The sequence below is a fragment of the Blastopirellula sediminis genome, assembly GCF_020966755.1.
GTDB classification, from domain to species: Bacteria; Planctomycetota; Planctomycetia; order Pirellulales; family Pirellulaceae; genus Blastopirellula; species Blastopirellula sediminis.
In genome coordinates this window covers 1,181,880-1,198,363 of sequence record NZ_JAJKFT010000004.1, presented here as the reverse complement: position 1 = coordinate 1,198,363, position 16,484 = coordinate 1,181,880, and the positions used below count along the sequence as shown (strand labels likewise).

At 58.5% G+C, this 16,484-nt stretch carries 10 protein-coding genes; all 10 read left to right on the top strand.

The window, feature by feature from the left end; all coding sequences use genetic code 11:
- Positions 1 to 23 precede the first annotated feature (23 nt).
- The 10 genes from LOC68_RS08580 (at position 24) to LOC68_RS08535 (ending at position 16,459) form a co-directional block, all read left to right on the top strand.
- On the top strand, positions 24 to 758 hold the full coding sequence (locus LOC68_RS08580) for a hypothetical protein (RefSeq protein WP_230217724.1): 735 nt from the start codon (positions 24 to 26) through the stop codon (positions 756 to 758).
- Between the two features lie 914 nt (positions 759 to 1,672).
- The gene (locus LOC68_RS08575) at positions 1,673 to 2,089 is read left to right on the top strand and encodes a hypothetical protein (protein WP_230217722.1); all 417 of its coding nucleotides are present in this window, start codon (positions 1,673 to 1,675) and stop codon (positions 2,087 to 2,089) included.
- A 130-nt stretch (positions 2,090 to 2,219) separates the two neighbouring features.
- The gene (locus LOC68_RS08570) at positions 2,220 to 3,626 is read left to right on the top strand and encodes an efflux RND transporter periplasmic adaptor subunit (protein WP_230217721.1); all 1,407 of its coding nucleotides are present in this window, start codon (positions 2,220 to 2,222) and stop codon (positions 3,624 to 3,626) included.
- A 12-nt stretch (positions 3,627 to 3,638) separates the two neighbouring features.
- Entirely contained in the window at positions 3,639 to 7,088 is a 3,450-nt protein-coding gene (locus LOC68_RS08565) for an efflux RND transporter permease subunit (protein WP_230217719.1), read from the top strand.
- Between the two features lie 40 nt (positions 7,089 to 7,128).
- Positions 7,129 to 8,046 (top strand): hypothetical protein, encoded by a 918-nt coding sequence (locus LOC68_RS08560; RefSeq protein WP_230217717.1) that lies wholly within the window; start codon positions 7,129 to 7,131, stop codon positions 8,044 to 8,046.
- A 73-nt stretch (positions 8,047 to 8,119) separates the two neighbouring features.
- Positions 8,120 to 8,455, top strand: coding sequence for a hypothetical protein (locus LOC68_RS08555; protein WP_230217715.1), 336 nt, complete (start codon positions 8,120 to 8,122; stop codon positions 8,453 to 8,455).
- Positions 8,456 to 8,702: 247 nt separating this feature from the next.
- On the top strand, positions 8,703 to 10,127 hold the full coding sequence (locus LOC68_RS08550; protein ID WP_230217713.1) for a TolC family protein: 1,425 nt from the start codon (positions 8,703 to 8,705) through the stop codon (positions 10,125 to 10,127).
- A gap of 130 nt (positions 10,128 to 10,257) precedes the next feature.
- A complete protein-coding gene (locus LOC68_RS08545; RefSeq protein ID WP_230217711.1) occupies positions 10,258 to 10,710 on the top strand; it encodes a hypothetical protein in 453 nt (150 codons plus the stop codon).
- Between the two features lie 240 nt (positions 10,711 to 10,950).
- Entirely contained in the window at positions 10,951 to 12,996 is a 2,046-nt protein-coding gene (locus LOC68_RS08540) for an efflux RND transporter periplasmic adaptor subunit (RefSeq protein WP_230217709.1), read from the top strand.
- Position 12,997: 1 nt separating this feature from the next.
- The gene (locus LOC68_RS08535) at positions 12,998 to 16,459 is read left to right on the top strand and encodes an efflux RND transporter permease subunit (protein ID WP_230217707.1); all 3,462 of its coding nucleotides are present in this window, start codon (positions 12,998 to 13,000) and stop codon (positions 16,457 to 16,459) included.
- The last annotated feature ends 25 nt before the right edge of the window (positions 16,460 to 16,484 follow it).

Genomic DNA, 16,484 nt, shown 5'->3' with positions numbered 1-16,484 from the left:
TTTAGCACACGTGGGACGTACACATGAAAACGAAGGCGTACGTAAAGTACTTGAATCGAACTGCACAATTCGATGCCGACCTGGAACTGGCCGATGCTTTCTCGCAGCCATCGCATTGGAAGCACCAGCGATCGAAGATCTATCTATTTGATGGCATTGCCAAGCACAAACATCCTCGATTGGCGAAGAGAAAGCGGTCGGATCACAACCGTGCCCTTGCCTGCAAACATCTCAACACAACTCTGCGCGGGGCTTACATCAAGGACGTCTACGAGGAATTGAGCCACTTTCTGGTAGAAATAATTCGTTGCTGTGCAAAGAAGTCACTCGATCCCAATCGCTTGATCGGCGACCATCGATTTGCGATCGAAGCAAATAAGTTACTTCAACTGGGCTCATGGGATGCTGTCGTTCAACAAATCGCCAATGACCTATTTAGAAAGCTAGAGAACGAGCGAAGCACAATAAAGCTAATCGAAGCAATTGACGCCAAGCTAAACCTTCAGCTTGATGTCGCAGTTGTGGAATCCGCGTTGCCGTACCTTGACATGCGTCACATTTTGGTTCACCAAAATGGAGTCGTTGATGCGGAGTATGCGGCTCGACACCCGCAGGTTGGATTAAAGGAAGGGGAGGCTTTTTCTCTCTCGTATTCCCAAATCTCAGAAGCGCGTTTGGCGATAAACGCTCTCGTAAAACAGATCGACGGCAAAGTGGTAACGAACGCACTGGTGCTCAACGAGGACACACAGCCCTAAATCTCCAGACTCCCCATAGAATGCCCCCATCCGCAACTCAACGAGGCACCAACCGTAACACCGGTACAGTAGAAGCACTGCAGATCGGACCACTCTTAATTGTCAAACGTCACGCACCACTACAGCTTCCGGTGCCTAGCCAATCCTTTCAAATCAAACGATCGATAACCCCCTCAGCGTCGTATTGAGGACGTTTGGCTTACGATAACGAGTATTCTAGCCCGTTTTTCCTGACTCAAGCCTGGCCAGGCAGCGACCAGTTTTGCCAAGTCCTCATCAATCTTCTCTCCTGATGCACTAACTGCGCCGGATTCTGCGCCGCTTTGGGTCTCAACCCCGGTTTTCCCCGAGGAATTCGGCCCACTTTCGAGTCCTGCCTGGCCTACCTTCGATAGAGGGGGGATTGGAGCAAATAGAGGCCAGTTGTTGTCGTATCTCGGTTTCCGACATATCGCCTAGACTGCCTGCTCCGATATTCCCGCCATTTCCGTAATCTGACGCATCCGTTGCAGCCCTCGTTTTGGTCGGCCTTTCCGGTCGCCGCCGTGTCGAAAGCAGCCTGGGTCGTCTCCAGGTGGTGCCGTCTGGCGATCGGCGACGAGCTCCTCAGCTATTTGCAGACGAAATGCGTTGGATACTGGGCTTCTAGTTTGGTTGGCCGCGTCGACCGCATGGACTGGAACCGTATGGGATGCTCTTCGGCAGTATGAAGTCGCACGTCGACCTGCATCGTGAGTTGGTGGAAGGGCCAAGATTACGAGGCGGTTTCGGAGACCTGCGACTCGGTCAAATCTCTTCGCATGCGAAACCCATCTGCAGTACCGGCTATTTGCCGTACATTTCTATTCAACTTGCCGAACCGTGAGCAGCGGCTTATCCTTTATTTTGTCTCAGCACAACATTTTGGCTTCGGTATGCGACGTTTCGTTTCCATCTTGCTCATCTTTCTGCTTGTAGGGCAGTCGCTTGCGGCTGCGCCTCATTGGCATGGAGAAGAGACAGGGTGCGATACCGAGGAGCATGCGGCTCGGCCTCATGTTCATCTGCATGGAGAGAAGGGGCATCACCACGAGCACGCTTCGCAGGCCCCGGAACCGGAGCCGGTGGAGCATGACAGCGATGCTGTTTTCCTGACGGCCGACGACGCGGTCATTGACAACGTTTCGACTTCGGTCCCTAAACTGACCTGGTCGTGGTTCAGCGTCTGCCCGATTGCAGCCAGCTCTATTCAAGCGGCTTGTAAAGCGGAAACTCGCTATTGTCTCGGTTGGGACAGTCCTTTGCGCCCTTCGTGCGCGCGCTACGAGCAGCTTCTCTCGATTCGCTGCTAAACCTTTCTGCGGTGTGCTGAATCCTGGACTGTTCCGGTACGCGCACCTTCTAAAAACGCCGTTGCGTTGGCCGTAACTGTCGGCCCCACCATCGCAGAACCTCTTCTGCGTCCGTCTGGAGTTTGATCCGATGCCTATCCCAAGTTTGATTCGCTACGCGCTGGCTCCCTTGGTCATGCTGGTTGTGGCCGCGATCGCCTACTTCACCCAAGAGCGTTGGTTGCCGCTCGTGAATCCTGGCAATGTAGCCGAGGAAGAATCGGAAGTCGTCGCCCCCGTAGACGATCCGAAGGTTCTTAAGCTTTCCCCGCAGGCCCGCAAGAACCTGGGCCTGGTTGTGAAGCCGGCGCGGCCGCAGACCTATTGGCGCACGATTCAAATTCCGGGGATTCTGGCCAATCGCCCCGGCGAAACCGATCGCGGCGTCACTGCGCCGGCCGTGGGCGTGGTCACGGAAATTCATGCCTATCCCGGCCAGACGGTACGTCCCGGAGAAAGTCTCTTCCGACTGCGACTTTCCAGTGAGTACCTCCAAAGCGCGCAGAAGGAGCTTTTCACCGCGACGAAGGAACGGCAAATCGTGCGCGAGCAACTCGATCGACTTCGTCCCTTGGCGACCAGCGGCGCGGTGCCGGGGGCGCGAATTATCGAACTCGAAAGCCAGGAGCTTCGCCAGGAGGCGCTGATCCAAAGTTATCGCCAGGACTTACTCATCTGCGGTCTTACCCCACAGCAAGTTGACGAAGTCGCCGCCGGAGAATTCATCCGCGAAATCAACATCGCTGCCCCTCCCGTTCGCTCGGCAAGCGGGTCAATCACCGGCAGCGCCGTCGAACCTGGCGAAGCCTCCGACGAACAGGACCAAGCCGCGTACGAAGTCCAGCAACTTCAAGTTTCGCTCGGGCAGCAAGTGCAAGCTGGCGATCTGCTCGCCACGCTCTCGAATCATCGCCGGCTCTATATCCAGGGACATGCATTCAAGCGGGAAGCTCCCTACTTGGAAGATGCGGCCCAGAACCGCTGGAAAGTCACGGTCGAATTCGCGGAGGATTCTCCCGAGCATTGGCCCGATTTGTCGCAGGAGTTCGAGATCGAGTATCTCTCGAACGCGGTCGACGCCGAAAGCCGCACGTTCGACTTTTATATTCCTTTGACGAATCAACCTCGCTTGTACGAAAAGAACGGCGAGACCTTCGTCGTCTGGCGATTTCGTCCAGGACAGCGAGTACGGCTCCATGTGCCGGTCGAAGAGTTGCATGACGTGCTCGTGCTTCCCAGCGCCGCCGTTGTCCGCGATGGGCCCGACGCTTATGTGTTTCAACAGAACGGCGACTTGTTCAATCGCATTCCGGTTCAAGTGCTGCAAGAGGATCGCTTGAATGTGATTCTGGCCGATGACGGCAGCGTGACGCCAGGCTTGTACCTGGCTCAGAACGGAGCCGCTTCCCTCAATCGTGTGCTGAAAGCTCAGGCTGCCAGCGGCGTGCGTGCCGACGTGCACGTTCACGCGGATGGAACCGTTCACGCCGCTCACTAAGAGGACGCAAGCATGCTCAACGCCGTTATTCGATTTTCACTGCAATATCGCCTGCTGATCTTGCTCGTCAGCCTGGCGATGCTCGTCTATGGTTCGTATCTCGCGACCCAGATGCCGATTGATGTCTTCCCCGATCTCGATCGCCCACGGGTGATCATCCTGACCGAATGCCGCGGCCTGGCGACCGAAGAAGTCGAAACGTTAGTGACGCAACCGATCGAAATCGCGCTGCTCGGAGCGAGCGGCGTGCAGGCTGTTCGCAGCCAGTCGACGGCCGGCCTGGCGGTCATCTACATCGAATTCGATTGGAACACCGAAATCAAATCGGCTCGCCAAACCGTGCAGGAGCGACTCGGGACGCTGGAAGGAGTTCTCCCCAGCGGAGTCACGCCGATGATGACTCCTCCCTCCTCGATCATGGGACAAATCGTCGTCGCCGGGATCTATCGTCAACAAGGACCCCGCGGCGGCGAGTTATACCCGATCAGCAAGACGCCGATGATGGTGGAGATTGCGACCGATGAAAGTGGCCAGGAATCGTTGCAAGTTTGGCGGCCTGAGATTCGGGACCAGGTTGATACCTGGAAGCCGGTCGCGGCGGAGATTGTGCGTTGGGAGCGTGCACCGGCTGATAGTGCTCCGGGAATCGCCGGAACTCCGTCCGCCACGTTGAGAATTGACGGAGAAACGTACGAAGTCCCGCTTCCTTCGGCGGAAGCTCGCCAACTTGCCTTGCGAACGATTTGCGACTGGGTGATACGCCCCCGCATTCTGAAGGTGACCGGGGTGGCGGAAGCGTTCATCCTGGGTGGTGACCGCAAGCAGTACCAGGTTCGCATCGACCCCACCGCCCTGCTGGAATACGGCGTCACGTTGCAGGAAGTCGAACAGGCGATTCAGGAGAGCAATATCAACACCAGCGGCGGTTTCGCCGTGAAGGGAGAAACGGAGCGTCCCATTCGAATTCTCGGTCGTCTGGGACCAGACTCCGATCGCACGCTATACGACTTGTCGCAAGTGCCGGTAAAAAACACCGGTGAACGTCCCATCCTTCTGGAACAAGTGGCTCGGGTCGTCGAAGGCGCCGAATTCAAAAGAGGGGACGGGAGCGTGAATGGCCGGCCAGGCGTCGTCTTCACCATCGTGAAGCAGCCGCACGTCGATACGCGCGGCTTGACCGATCGGCTTGAAGAGGCCTTCGCCGCGTCGGAGGAGTCGCTGCCCGCCGATATCGTTATCAACCCCGAACTGTTTCAGCTGCGCAAGTTCATCGACCGCGGGATTTTTAATGTCGGCGAGGCGCTGATCATTGGGGCGACGCTGGTCATCATCATTTTGTTCCTATTCTTGCTCAACTTCCGTACGACGTTCATCACGTTGACGGCGATTCCGTTGTCGCTGGTCATCACGACGTTCGTCTTTCGGCTGATTGGATTTCTGTCTGGATCGGAGCTTTCGATCAACGTGATGACGCTGGGCGGCATTGCGGTGGCGATGGGAGAACTGGTTGACGACGCGATCGTCGACGTTGAAAACATCTTCCGGCGACTGAAAGAAAACAATGCGCTCGAGCACCCCCGCCCTGCTGTGCAGGTCGTCTACGAAGCGAGCAAAGAAATCCGCAGCGCAATCGTCTTCGGCACCGCGGTGGTGATCCTGGTCTTCCTGCCATTGTTCGCGTTGTCGGGGGTCGAAGGTCGCTTGTTCGCTCCGCTCGGCGTCGCGTATATCGTTTCGATCCTTGCGTCGCTGCTCGTTTCGCTGACGGTCACGCCGGTCCTTTCGTATTATTTGCTGCCGCAGTCGAGCGCAGCCCATGCGGAACATGACGGTTTGCTCCTGCGCTCGTTGAAATGGGGCGCTAGTTACCTGATTCGCTTCAGCATGGCGGCTCCTTTACTGTTGCTGGCGATTACCTGGATCGGCGTCGGCTTCGCCGGGTGGGAACTCGCGAACTTGGGCAAAAACTTTCTGCCGGAGTTCGACGAGGGGAGCGTGCAGATCAACGTGACGCTCCCCCCAGGCTCATCGCTCGACGCGTCCAACCAGGTTTCGGCGCTCATCGACGGCAAGATTCGCGAGATGCAGAAAAACGCCCAGAACCCGGACGGAGCAGTCCTCTATTTCGTCCGGCGGACCGGGCGAGCCGAAATGGATGAGCACGCCTCGCCGGTGAACGCCGGCGAATACATCCTGAGCATGAATCCCGATAGTCATCATGAACGTGACGAGATCATCAAGCGCCTCTTGGAAGAACTAAGCGACGAAGTTCCCGGCGTCTCGATCGAAGTCGAGCAGCCGCTCGCTCACTTGATCAGCCACATGGTCTCCGGCGTCTACGCCGAAATCGCGATCAAGATCTTTGGCGACGACATTGACAAACTGCGTGAGCTTTCGGAAAAGGTCAAAGGGACGATCCAACAAATCGACGGGATCACCCCTCCGGTGATCGAGCCGATTCAGCAGACGGAGGAGTTGCAAATCCATCTGCGTACCGACGACCTGGCCTTCTACGGTCTGACGCGCGGCTATGTCGCCAACGTGCTGCAAACCGCCCTGCAGGGAGCGATCGTTTCTGAAGTGTTGGAAGGCCAGCGGCGATTTGATTTGCTGGTCCGACTAGAGGAGGAGTACCGCACCGATTACGCCAACTTGGGACGACTCCGCATCGACTTGCCGAACGGCCAGGGGCAAATTGAGCTTCGCGAGATCGCCGACGTCGGCCCCGGCGTCGGTCCCAACGCCGTCAATCGAGAGAACGCCCGGCGCCGGATGGTCATCCGCTGCAACACGCAAGGTCGCGACCTGGCGAGCGCCGTAGCCGCCATCCAGCGGAGCGTCGACAGCAATGTCGGCTTGCCGGAAGGCTATTTCATCGAATACGGCGGGCAATTCGAGAGCCAACAGCGGGCGACTCGTACGATCGCGATTCTCGCGGCGGTTTCGGTCGTCGGGATGTTCGTCGTGCTGATGGTTCTCTTTCCTTCGGTTCGCGTCGTGCTCCAGATTCTGAACGCGTTACCGACCGCTTTCATCGGCGGCGTGCTGGCGCTGGTGATCACGCAGCAAACGCTCACGGTGGCCAGCCTGGTCGGCTTCATCTCTCTCGGCGGGATCGCCGTTCGCAACGGCATTCTTCTCGTCACGCACTACTTCCACTTGATGAAGGAAGAGGGAGAGGACTTCTCGCAAGAGATGATCCTCCGCGGCAGCTTAGAACGCCTTGCTCCGGTGCTGATGACCGCACTCACCGCTGGCATCGGGCTGTTGCCGCTAGTGATCGGCGGTCAGGAGCCGGGACGCGAGATCCTTTACCCCGTCGCCACGGTGATCCTTGGCGGCCTCGTCACTTCCACTTTTTGTGAATTCCTCATTCATCCCGGCATTTTCTGGCGGCTAAGCGGCAAGGATGCGTTGCGTCTGGCCCGCGCCGAACAGTCGGGAGAGGAACTCATTCCGTAAACACAGAATTCAATTTCACCCCGTTAGAAGGAGCGATTTCGTGAAACGCAACATTCTCCGCTACACACTTTTGGCCGGCCTGTTTGCAGCTGCCGCAATACTCGGCTGCAAGAATGACAATGCGACGCCGGCTAAGTCGGACGCCGCCGCCGATTCCGATCATGGCCATACCCACGGACCCGGCGGGCACACCCATGACCACAGCGAAGAAGGCCATGGCCATGCCCCCGGTCCGCACGACGGCGTTCTCACCGACTGGGGCGGCGGCGCCTATCATGTCGAGTTCACCGTCGATCACGCCAAGCAAGAAGCGACCGTCTACATCCTGGGGGGCGATGAGAAAACGCCGGTACCGATCGCCGCCGAGTCGGTCTTGCTCACCATCAAAGATCCGAAGCTCCAAACCGATCTGCTGCCGCAGCCGCAAGAAGGCGATCCGGCAGGAAAAGCGTCTCGCTTCGTCGGCAAGCACGAAGGCTTGGGGACCGTCAAAGAGTATGAAGGAACCTTGAGCGCCGCTGTGGACGGAACTCCGTACGCTGGCAATTTCACCGAAGAAGCGCATGGGCACGAACATGGCCACTCCCACAGCGGCGACGACGCCCTCGTCTGGGAAGGCGAACCGAAAGAACATGACGGGCTCACGATCAAGCTGGGGCATCACGGCTCGCATCTGCATGCCGGCGAAGAAGTCGAACCGGCCGTTTCGATCACCAAGGATGGCAAGCCGGTCGCCGACGTGAAGGTCTTTAACGCCTTGGTGTCGAAGGATGGCGCGACGGTTTTGGCGAAGGAAGTCGGCACGATCTACGAACCGGAAACGCCGGAAGAGCCTGCCCACTACGCTCAAGGTGGTCTGAAGATCCCGGCCGACGCCAAGGAGGTCGCCATTCGCTTTCGGATCGTCCCGTCGAGCGGCGAACCGGTAAGCTTCGACGTCCCGATCAAGGTCGAATAGTCGTCCCCAGTTTCTGCAGACCCGCAGCAAACATGGCTGCGGGTCTGGGTCACTCCACGGAAAGGTCCTCCCCATGCTGCTCCGGGCCATCATCGCCGGCCTCGTCGTCGCCGCCGTATCACAAATCGCCGACCGCTACCCGCGACTGGGCGCTCTACTGTTGACGCTTCCCATCGTCAGCATCGTGGCGTTCGTAGCCGTATGGTGGAAAGACCAAGACCTGGCCACCGTCTCAAAACTGTCACGCGAAACGCTCGTCCTCGTCCCACTGGGACTCCCGCTCTTTATCCCACTAGCGATTTCGCAACGCCTCGGCCTCGGATTCTGGGGAGCATTTGCACTCGGCCTGATCCTCGCCTCCACCACGATCGGCCTCTGGTTCGCCTTCGGGCCGAAGCTAGAGAACTGATCTCGCCCGATTTGGGAGCGTATTACCCTTGCGACGCCGCCGCGGCGTCTCTCGCTCAACTTTGCCTAACCGGAACAACCGGACCGTCATTTTCCGGAAAACGCCTCCTTTCGATACAATCGGCCGTGGCCCGACCGCCGCCGATCCCGATCTTTCTACTGGACCGTGCCAACTTCACCCTCTCTTTGTATCTCTTGTGCGTAGCATTCGCTCACGAGAACGTATGCATGCATGGTGAGACCGTAGAATGCTGGCACTGAACTCGAAGTTTCTGAAGTCGCTCTCGATTCTGCTCCTTGCAGGCGGGTGCGCCAGCTCTGGCTCTCCCCTGGCGGTTGTTCGTAACGAGGTTCAGCCGCCGATCGCGGTGACGCCGCACATTCCTGTGGATGCTGCGGTTGGTCAGGACGCCAAACTCGCTTCTTCGCCGCCCAGCGTGGCGCCGGTCCAGTTGGTGACGCACGAAGCGAGCGATTCGTCCGACGCGCTGCATGGTTTTGAACTGTTAGCCCGCGAGCGTAATCCCCGTTTGATTCGTCTGCATCACGAGTACCAAGCGGCGCTCGCCAAGTCGCGTTACGCCGACAAGTTGCCTGACCCTCGCTTTGGCGCCAACATCTTTGGCGATCCGATTGAAACGGCGGCCGGTTCGCAGCGGGCCAACATGACGTTCAGTCAGGCCGTTCCCTGGATCGCGCGTCTGCGTGCTGACGAACAGCGGGCCATCTTTGACGCGTATGCGATCCACGCGGAACTGGAAGCGGAGACTCTGCGCGTTGAAGCGGCCGTTCGCACGCAGTGGTATCGCTTGTACGTCTTGGAAAAACAGATTGAAATTGCGGTCGCCAATCAACAGTTGCTCACGTCGCTGATTGACGTAGCGAACGCGCGAATCGCGACCGGGGCCGCTTCGCAGGGGGACGTCCTGCTCGGCACGCTCGAATTGTCGCAGTTGGAAGAGCGGCTGCTCACGTTGCGGCGTCAACGACAAGGAACTGTCGCCGAGTTCAATCGGCTGCTCGCCCAATCCGCGGAAACCCCAATTGCATCGCCCGAGCGGATCCACAGCGTCATGCCGACGATGGATACGAGTGAGCTGACGCAGATCGCTTTGCATTCTCAGCCCGAGATTGAAGCCGCAAAAATGCGAACCCAAGCGACGCGGTGGGGAGTTGAGGTCGCGCGGCTGATGCGGCGGCCCGAATTCATGCTGTCGGCCAGCTACTATCCCACCGATAACAATCGCCCGCCGAGCAACGTCGTTGACGTCGGTCAGGACCCATGGGCGCTTGGCGCCCAGATCAGCATTCCGATTTGGCGCGACAAGTACGACGCCATCGAAGACGAAGCGCTCTGGAAACATCAGGCCGCTCATAACACCGTCGAAGAATTGTCCGATCGCTACGCTTCGTTGATCGTCGACCTGGTGGCCGAAGCGAAACGAGCCCAAGAGACAGCGGAACTCTACGAATCGACGATCTTGCCCCAGGCCCAGCAAACGCTCAAAGCGGACCAAGAGTCCTATTCCAATGGCGCCGTCGAATTTGACCGCGTGATCCGCGACTACCGCAATCTTCTCACGCTGGAGATCGGTTACCACCAGGCGATCGGCGATATGGCGACCGCCATCGCCAAAATCTATCAGACGACCGGCGTTCGCACGGGGCCATAAGTCGAGAACCGGCGGCCAATTGAGTCGCAAGCGTTTAGGGAGGTGGGGCTTAGCCGCTTGGAACGACGTTGACGCTGACCGAACCCCGTCTTAGACTTCAAGATATCGCTTGGCGTTCTCGGAATCTGAAGTGTTTGGACTCTTACGCAAAACCGCCGTGCTTTCCGTAATCTTGTCGTTGCTCCTGCAAACGGCAAGTTTCGCTGCGCCAAGCGCTTGTTGCTGTGCGAAAGAAGCCTATTCCACAACCGCCCATCGTTGCTGCCGCTCAACCGCTTCCAACGAACGTCGTTCCGGTTGTCCGCATTGCCAACGTCACGTTGCGGCGAACACGTCGTGCGGTGACGGAGAGAGCGTTCGGGGCGATTCAACCTGCCACTGCCATCTTGTTCCGCTCAACCTTGGCGACTCTCTGATTTCTTCGGAAGGGGTTCTGGCTGACGCAGTCGCGCTAACGCCGTTTGCTGACGAACTCGCCAAACTGGAAGTGGTTTGCGCTCCTCGCCCGGCGATTGCGACGGCACATCTCCCTTTTCCCGATTCGGACTTTCGCCGAATCGTGCTCTGCGTCTGGCTGACCTAAGCCGGCCGGTCTTCTTCCGCTTGCAACGTATTCGCCCCATTTGCGACGTCTACGATTGCGCGCTCGTCGTTTCGCCACCACGGTCGTACATCGACTTTGGATGCGAACATCGCCACTTGAACAGTTCACCCGAATCGGGGCGGCTGGCCGGAGCAATTTCTGGCGCGGTCCAAACGCTGGGTAAGCGTCTCGGTCCAGCCGCTCCTTGTTTCCATTCACGACTCAGACAGTGAGATTCCGATGTCAACGCCGGTAAATAAAGCAGACGCGCCGGAGCCAACGCAGCAGTCGATTGTGTGGTGGTTTGCCCGCTTGACGCCGATCGCGTTCTTTTTCGCAGCCGGGATTATCCTGATAGTTCTCCTTGGACTGGCGCAGCGCGTCGGTTGGATCGGCGTCGAAGGAAGTTCTGCAGCGACAAGCGGCGGCAGCGCTCAGCAAATCTACACGTGCCCGATGCATCCCCAGATTCGGCAACCTGGTCCTGGTCGATGTCCAATTTGCGGGATGCCCCTGGTTCCCGCTTCGTCAGGCGCCGCCGACCTGGATGAGTTCGCCGTGACGATCCAGCCGGCGCAAAGACGGTTGGCCCAAATTCAAACGGCGCCAGCGACGTCAGAGCCGGTCTCAACGACGATCGAGACGATCGGCGCCATCGAAATCGACGAAAGCCGCGAAGCGACGATCGCCGCCTACATCAATGGGCGCGTCGAGCGTTTGTTTGCCGACTACACAGGCGTCCTCGTCGCCAAGGGAGATCACTTGGCGATCGTTTACAGCCCGCAACTTTACGCTGCACAAGCCGAGTACCTTGAGTCGCGCAACACCGTCGGGCGGATGAACGCCAACTCGCTCCCAGCAATCCGGGAAGCGCAAACCAAGTTGATGGAGAACTCGCGTCAAAAACTGGTCGAGTTGGGGATGACGCCGGAGCAACTGGCTGAGCTCGAAAAATCGGGAAAACCGGAGTCGCGTCTGACGATCTACGCTCCCTTCGGCGGAACGGTCATTGAGAAGTTGACCGAGGAAGGAGAATACATTTCCGCAGGAGAACCGATCTATCGCATCGCGAATCTCTCGACGGTGTGGCTCATGCTGGAACTCTATCCGGAAAACGCCTCCCAGATTCGTTTCGGCCAGGTTGTCACCGCCGAACTCCCCTCTTTACCTGGGGAGACGCTGATCGGCCGCGTCGCATTCATTGATCCGAAAGTCAATGACAAGAACCGGACGGTTGGCGTCCGCGTCGAGTTCAAGAATGACTCAGGACGACTACGACCAGGCGATTACGCAGAAGCGACGATCGAAATCCCGATTGGTCCGCAAGGAGCGGTCTACGACGAGCAACTTGCAGGCAAGTGGATCAGCCCAATGCACCCACAAATCATTCGCGACGAACCAGGGGCGTGCCCGATCTGCGGCATGGAACTCGTGCCGACGTCGCGATACGGCTACTCCGACCAGCCGCTCGGACGCGTTCCCTCGACCGTTATTCCCCGCTCGGCCCTCCTCACCGCGGGAAAGAATAGCGTCGTCTATGTCGAAACGGAGCCGGGGCGCTTCGAGATTCGCAGTGTGAAGCTCGGTCCCATTTTGAAAGACAAAGTGGTGATCCTCGACGGCATCAAACCGGGCGAGCTGGTCGCAACTTCTGGCAACTTCCTGATCGACTCACAAATGCAACTGGCCGGCAAGCCGAGCCTGATCGATCCATCCCGTCTCGTGCACAAAAAGACTCGCAATTCGCCGCTGCAAGTCGACTCTACCAACCTAGCCAAAGTCGGCGGGGAAACCGGTCAGAACCTGGAAGCGTTCTACCAGACTTACTTTGCCATTCAAAGCCAATTGGCCGCCGATAAACAGCCGGCGCCCGACGCGGCAAAGCGGCTCTTCGAACTCGCTGGCCAGCTCTCGAAGTCGCCCGAATTGAGCGAGCCGGAGCGGAAGCAATTTGCCGACGTCGCCAAGAACGCGGAGCACCTCCATCATCTTTCGCTGGCCGAGGCTCGGAAAAATTTTAAGCCGATCAGTCATGCGACTCTGCTTTTGGCGACCGAAGTCCGCGGCGACGGTTCGACGCAGGCCTTTCATCAATTCTTCTGCCCGATGGTCAAGGGCGGCGAAGGGGATTGGCTGCAAGCGGACGACAAGTTGCTGAATCCCTACTATGGCAGCGAGATGCTTCGCTGCGGCGAGCATGTCAGAACGCTTTCTCCCGACGCTCCGCCAATGACGCCGATGGCGCCTCCGGCACAACAACCGACCGCGGCGGAAGGAGTTCGCTAAGATGATGCGTGGCATTATCATTTTCTGCAGCCGCGAAACGATCATCATGTTCGTCGTGACGATCGTCATTGTCGGTTACGGCTGGTACGCGACGCAGAAGGTCCCGATCGATGCGATTCCCAACATCGGCGAAAACCAGGTCATCATCTTTACGGCGTGGCCGGGGCGTTCTCCCAAGGATGTCGAAGATCAGATCACCTATCCCCTTTCGGTCGCGATGTTGGCGGTTCCCGATGCAGAGTCGGTGCGTGGCAAGAGTCTGTTCGGCTATAGTTTCGTACAAGTTACCTTTCACGATAGCACCGATTTCTATTGGGCCCGTTCACGCGTGATGGAGCAGTTAGGGACGGCGTCGGCGATGCTGCCGGACGGAGTCGTTCCGACCTTGGGCCCCGATGCGACCGGTTTGGGCCAGGTCTTGTATTACACGCTTGACGCTCCGCCGGGGATGAATTTGGCCGAACTCCGTTCGCTGCAAGACTTCGTCGTGAAATACGAACTGCAAGCGGTCCCCGGCGTCAGCGAAGTGGCGAGCGTCGGCGGCTATGTGCGGCAATACCAAATCGAAATTGATCCCGATCGCCTCCGCTTTCATGACGTGCCGCTCGATCAGCTCGTCGACGCTGTTCGCAAGTCGAACATCGACGTCGGCGCCAAGACAGTCGAGTCAGGCGGCATGGAATTCATTATCCGCGGCCGGGGATTCATCGGCGCGAATCATGACACCGACAAAGCGATCGCCGATATCGAAGCGACCGTCGTTCGGTCGCGCGACGGCATTCCGCTTCGTATTCGCGATCTGGGGCATGTTCAACTCGGCCCGGAATTCCGCCGCGGTGCGATCGACCTGAACGGCACGGAAGCGGTGGGCGGCGTGATAGTGATGCGATTCGGAGAGAATCCCCGCGAAGTGATCGATCGGGTGAAAGAGAAGATTGCGCAGATCGAGCCGAGTCTTCATGGCGTGAAGCTGAACATCGTCTATGACCGCACAGGACTGATCAATGAAACGATCGCAACGCTGACGACGGCGCTGATCCAGGAAGTTTTGATTACGGCGGTCGTGATCCTGCTGTTTCTGCTCCACTTTCGGGCCAGCATTGTGGTGGCGGTCACGCTGCCAATTGCGGTGCTCATGGCGTTTGGGGCAATGTACACCTTCGGCATCGACGCCAACATCATGTCGCTGGCCGGGATCGCGATTGCAATCGGGACCATGGTCGACATGGGGATCATCGTCTCCGAGACGATTTACGATCACCTTGCCATCTGGGAACGAGACGGCCGACCGGGCGGCGCCGAGAATCGGCTCAAGATCATCCAAGAGGCCGCCGGCGAAGTCGCCCCTGCGGTGGTGACTGCCGTGATGACGACCGTCGTCAGCTTTCTGCCGGTCTTCATGCTGACAGGCCGCGACTACAAACTGTTCGCTCCGCTCGCCTGGACGAAAACGTTTTCATTGACGGCGGCGCTGATTGTCGCCATCACGTTGGTGCCGCTTTTGAGCCGCCTCTTGCTGCGATCTTCCGAAGTGAGCAGGGGAACGCGCTGGATCGCAACCGCCGCCCTGACGGCGGCTGGCTTGTTAGTGGGCTGGATGCTCGGGAAGGAAATCGCGACGATCGTCAACGTTTCGCCGCTGTTCGCCGTCGTCGGCATGGGCGTCTTATTCGGATTTGCTGGGTATTGGATGCTCAGTGAGCGACTGCGGCCAGTCGATGAAAATCCGGTCAGTCGTCTGATCCTGGCGATTTACGAACCGCTCTTGCGTTTGTTCCTCGCCCACAAAGGGTTATTCCTCACTTTCCCCGGCCTGGTGATCCTGCTCGGACTGGGAGCTTGGATCGGACTGCCGACCGTGTTGTCCCCCCTGGAACGTGGAGCGACCAACCTGGGCGCCGACCTGAACGGCGTCCCCGGCTATGTCGATCTCAAACATTCCTTCACCGGGCTCGAGTCGGACGATTGGATTGCGCTCGACGAGGGAAGCTGGTTCTATATGCCGACCCTCTACCCGGCCGCCAGCTTCTCGCAAGCGATGGAAGTGCTGCAAACGCAAGATGCGTTGATCAAGGAAATCCCCGAGGTCAAAAACGTGTTGGGGAAGATCGGCCGCGTCGAGTCGGCGCTTGATCCGGCCCCGGCCGCGATGATCGAAACTTACGTCATGCTCAAGCCAAAAGAAGAATGGCGGGAAGGAGTCACGACGCAAGATATTTGGGAACAGATCAACGCCGTGGCGACGCTTCCCGGCGTGACCCCGGCTTCGCCCTTACAACCGATTGAAGGACGCGTCGTGATGCTGCAAAGCGGCATCAAAGCTTCGATGGCGATCCGAATCTACGGCGACAGCCTGGACGGACTGGCCGACGCTTCGCGGCAAGTGGCGGAGCACTTGAAAGCGCTGCCGCAAGTCAACGGCGCGACGGTAAATCCAGACATCGTGCTCGGGAAACCGTACGTCGAGTTTGACGTCAATCGCGATGCGGCTGCTCGCTATGGGATGTCGACGGCAATGGTCAACCAGGTGATCGAGACGGCGCTCGGCGGCGCCAACGTCACCAAGACCGTTGAAGGGCGAGAACGCTATCCGGTACGAGTTCGCTACGAACGCCAACTGCGCGAACAGCTCAATGAACTCGAAAGTTTGCCGGTCGTCACCCATTCCGGTGAAGTCGTTCCTCTCTCGAACCTGGCGACGATGAATACGACCTGGGGCCCCGGCGTCATCAACAGCGAAGACGCCCGATTGGTCGCTCACGTTTCTTTTCAACCTTCCGGTTCGCTGGGAGACTTGGAAACTGCCGATTCGGTCGAGCGCAGCTTGCTGGAGGCGCAACAAAATGGCGACGTCACATTGCCAAAGGGATACTCCACCGAAGCGGTCGGCTCATTCCAAAACCAGATCGAAGCCAATCTGCGCCTGATGTGGGTCATCCCGCTCGTAATCGGTATCAACTTGTTCATCATCTATCTGCAGTTTCGCCACCTGCCGATCTCGCTGGCCGTCTTCTCGGGCATACCGGTCGCGTTCGCCGGGGGGATGATCTGCCTGGCGATCAACGGCATCGAAATCAACACGGCGGTCTGGGTCGGCTTCATCGCGTTGTTCGGCATCGCGGTCGATGACGGCGTGGTCATGGCAACCTACCTAGACCAGGTCTTCACGCGGAAGCGACTGGAGACGATCGATGATATCCGCAACGCCACCGTCGAAGCCGGCATGAAGCGGATTCGTCCCTGCTTGATGACCACCTTCACGACGATCATCGCGCTGATCCCGGTCATCCTCTCGACCGGTCGCGGCAGCGACGTCGCCAAGGCGATGGCCTGGCCGGTCGTCGGGGGAATGACCGTCGAGCTACTGACGCTTTTCGTCGTGCCGGTCGTCTTCGCCGCCTTCAAGGAGCTCAAAATGAATCTCGGCATGCACGATCGCCATTGGGCGGGAAGCGACGATTGACCGCGGCGTCAAAGCCCCCCGACTC

Excerpts from the sequence above, each read along its gene's own strand:
- LOC68_RS08580 (WP_230217724.1), top strand. The coding sequence starts at position 24 with ATGAAAACGAAGGCGTACGTAAAGTACTTGAATCGAACTGCACAATTC.
- LOC68_RS08575 (WP_230217722.1), top strand. The coding sequence starts at position 1,673 with ATGCGACGTTTCGTTTCCATCTTGCTCATCTTTCTGCTTGTAGGGCAG.
- LOC68_RS08570 (WP_230217721.1), top strand. The coding sequence starts at position 2,220 with ATGCCTATCCCAAGTTTGATTCGCTACGCGCTGGCTCCCTTGGTCATG.
- LOC68_RS08565 (WP_230217719.1), top strand. The coding sequence starts at position 3,639 with ATGCTCAACGCCGTTATTCGATTTTCACTGCAATATCGCCTGCTGATC.
- LOC68_RS08555 (WP_230217715.1), top strand. The coding sequence starts at position 8,120 with ATGCTGCTCCGGGCCATCATCGCCGGCCTCGTCGTCGCCGCCGTATCA.
- LOC68_RS08550 (WP_230217713.1), top strand. The coding sequence starts at position 8,703 with ATGCTGGCACTGAACTCGAAGTTTCTGAAGTCGCTCTCGATTCTGCTC.
- LOC68_RS08540 (WP_230217709.1), top strand. The coding sequence starts at position 10,951 with ATGTCAACGCCGGTAAATAAAGCAGACGCGCCGGAGCCAACGCAGCAG.
- LOC68_RS08535 (WP_230217707.1), top strand. The coding sequence starts at position 12,998 with ATGATGCGTGGCATTATCATTTTCTGCAGCCGCGAAACGATCATCATG.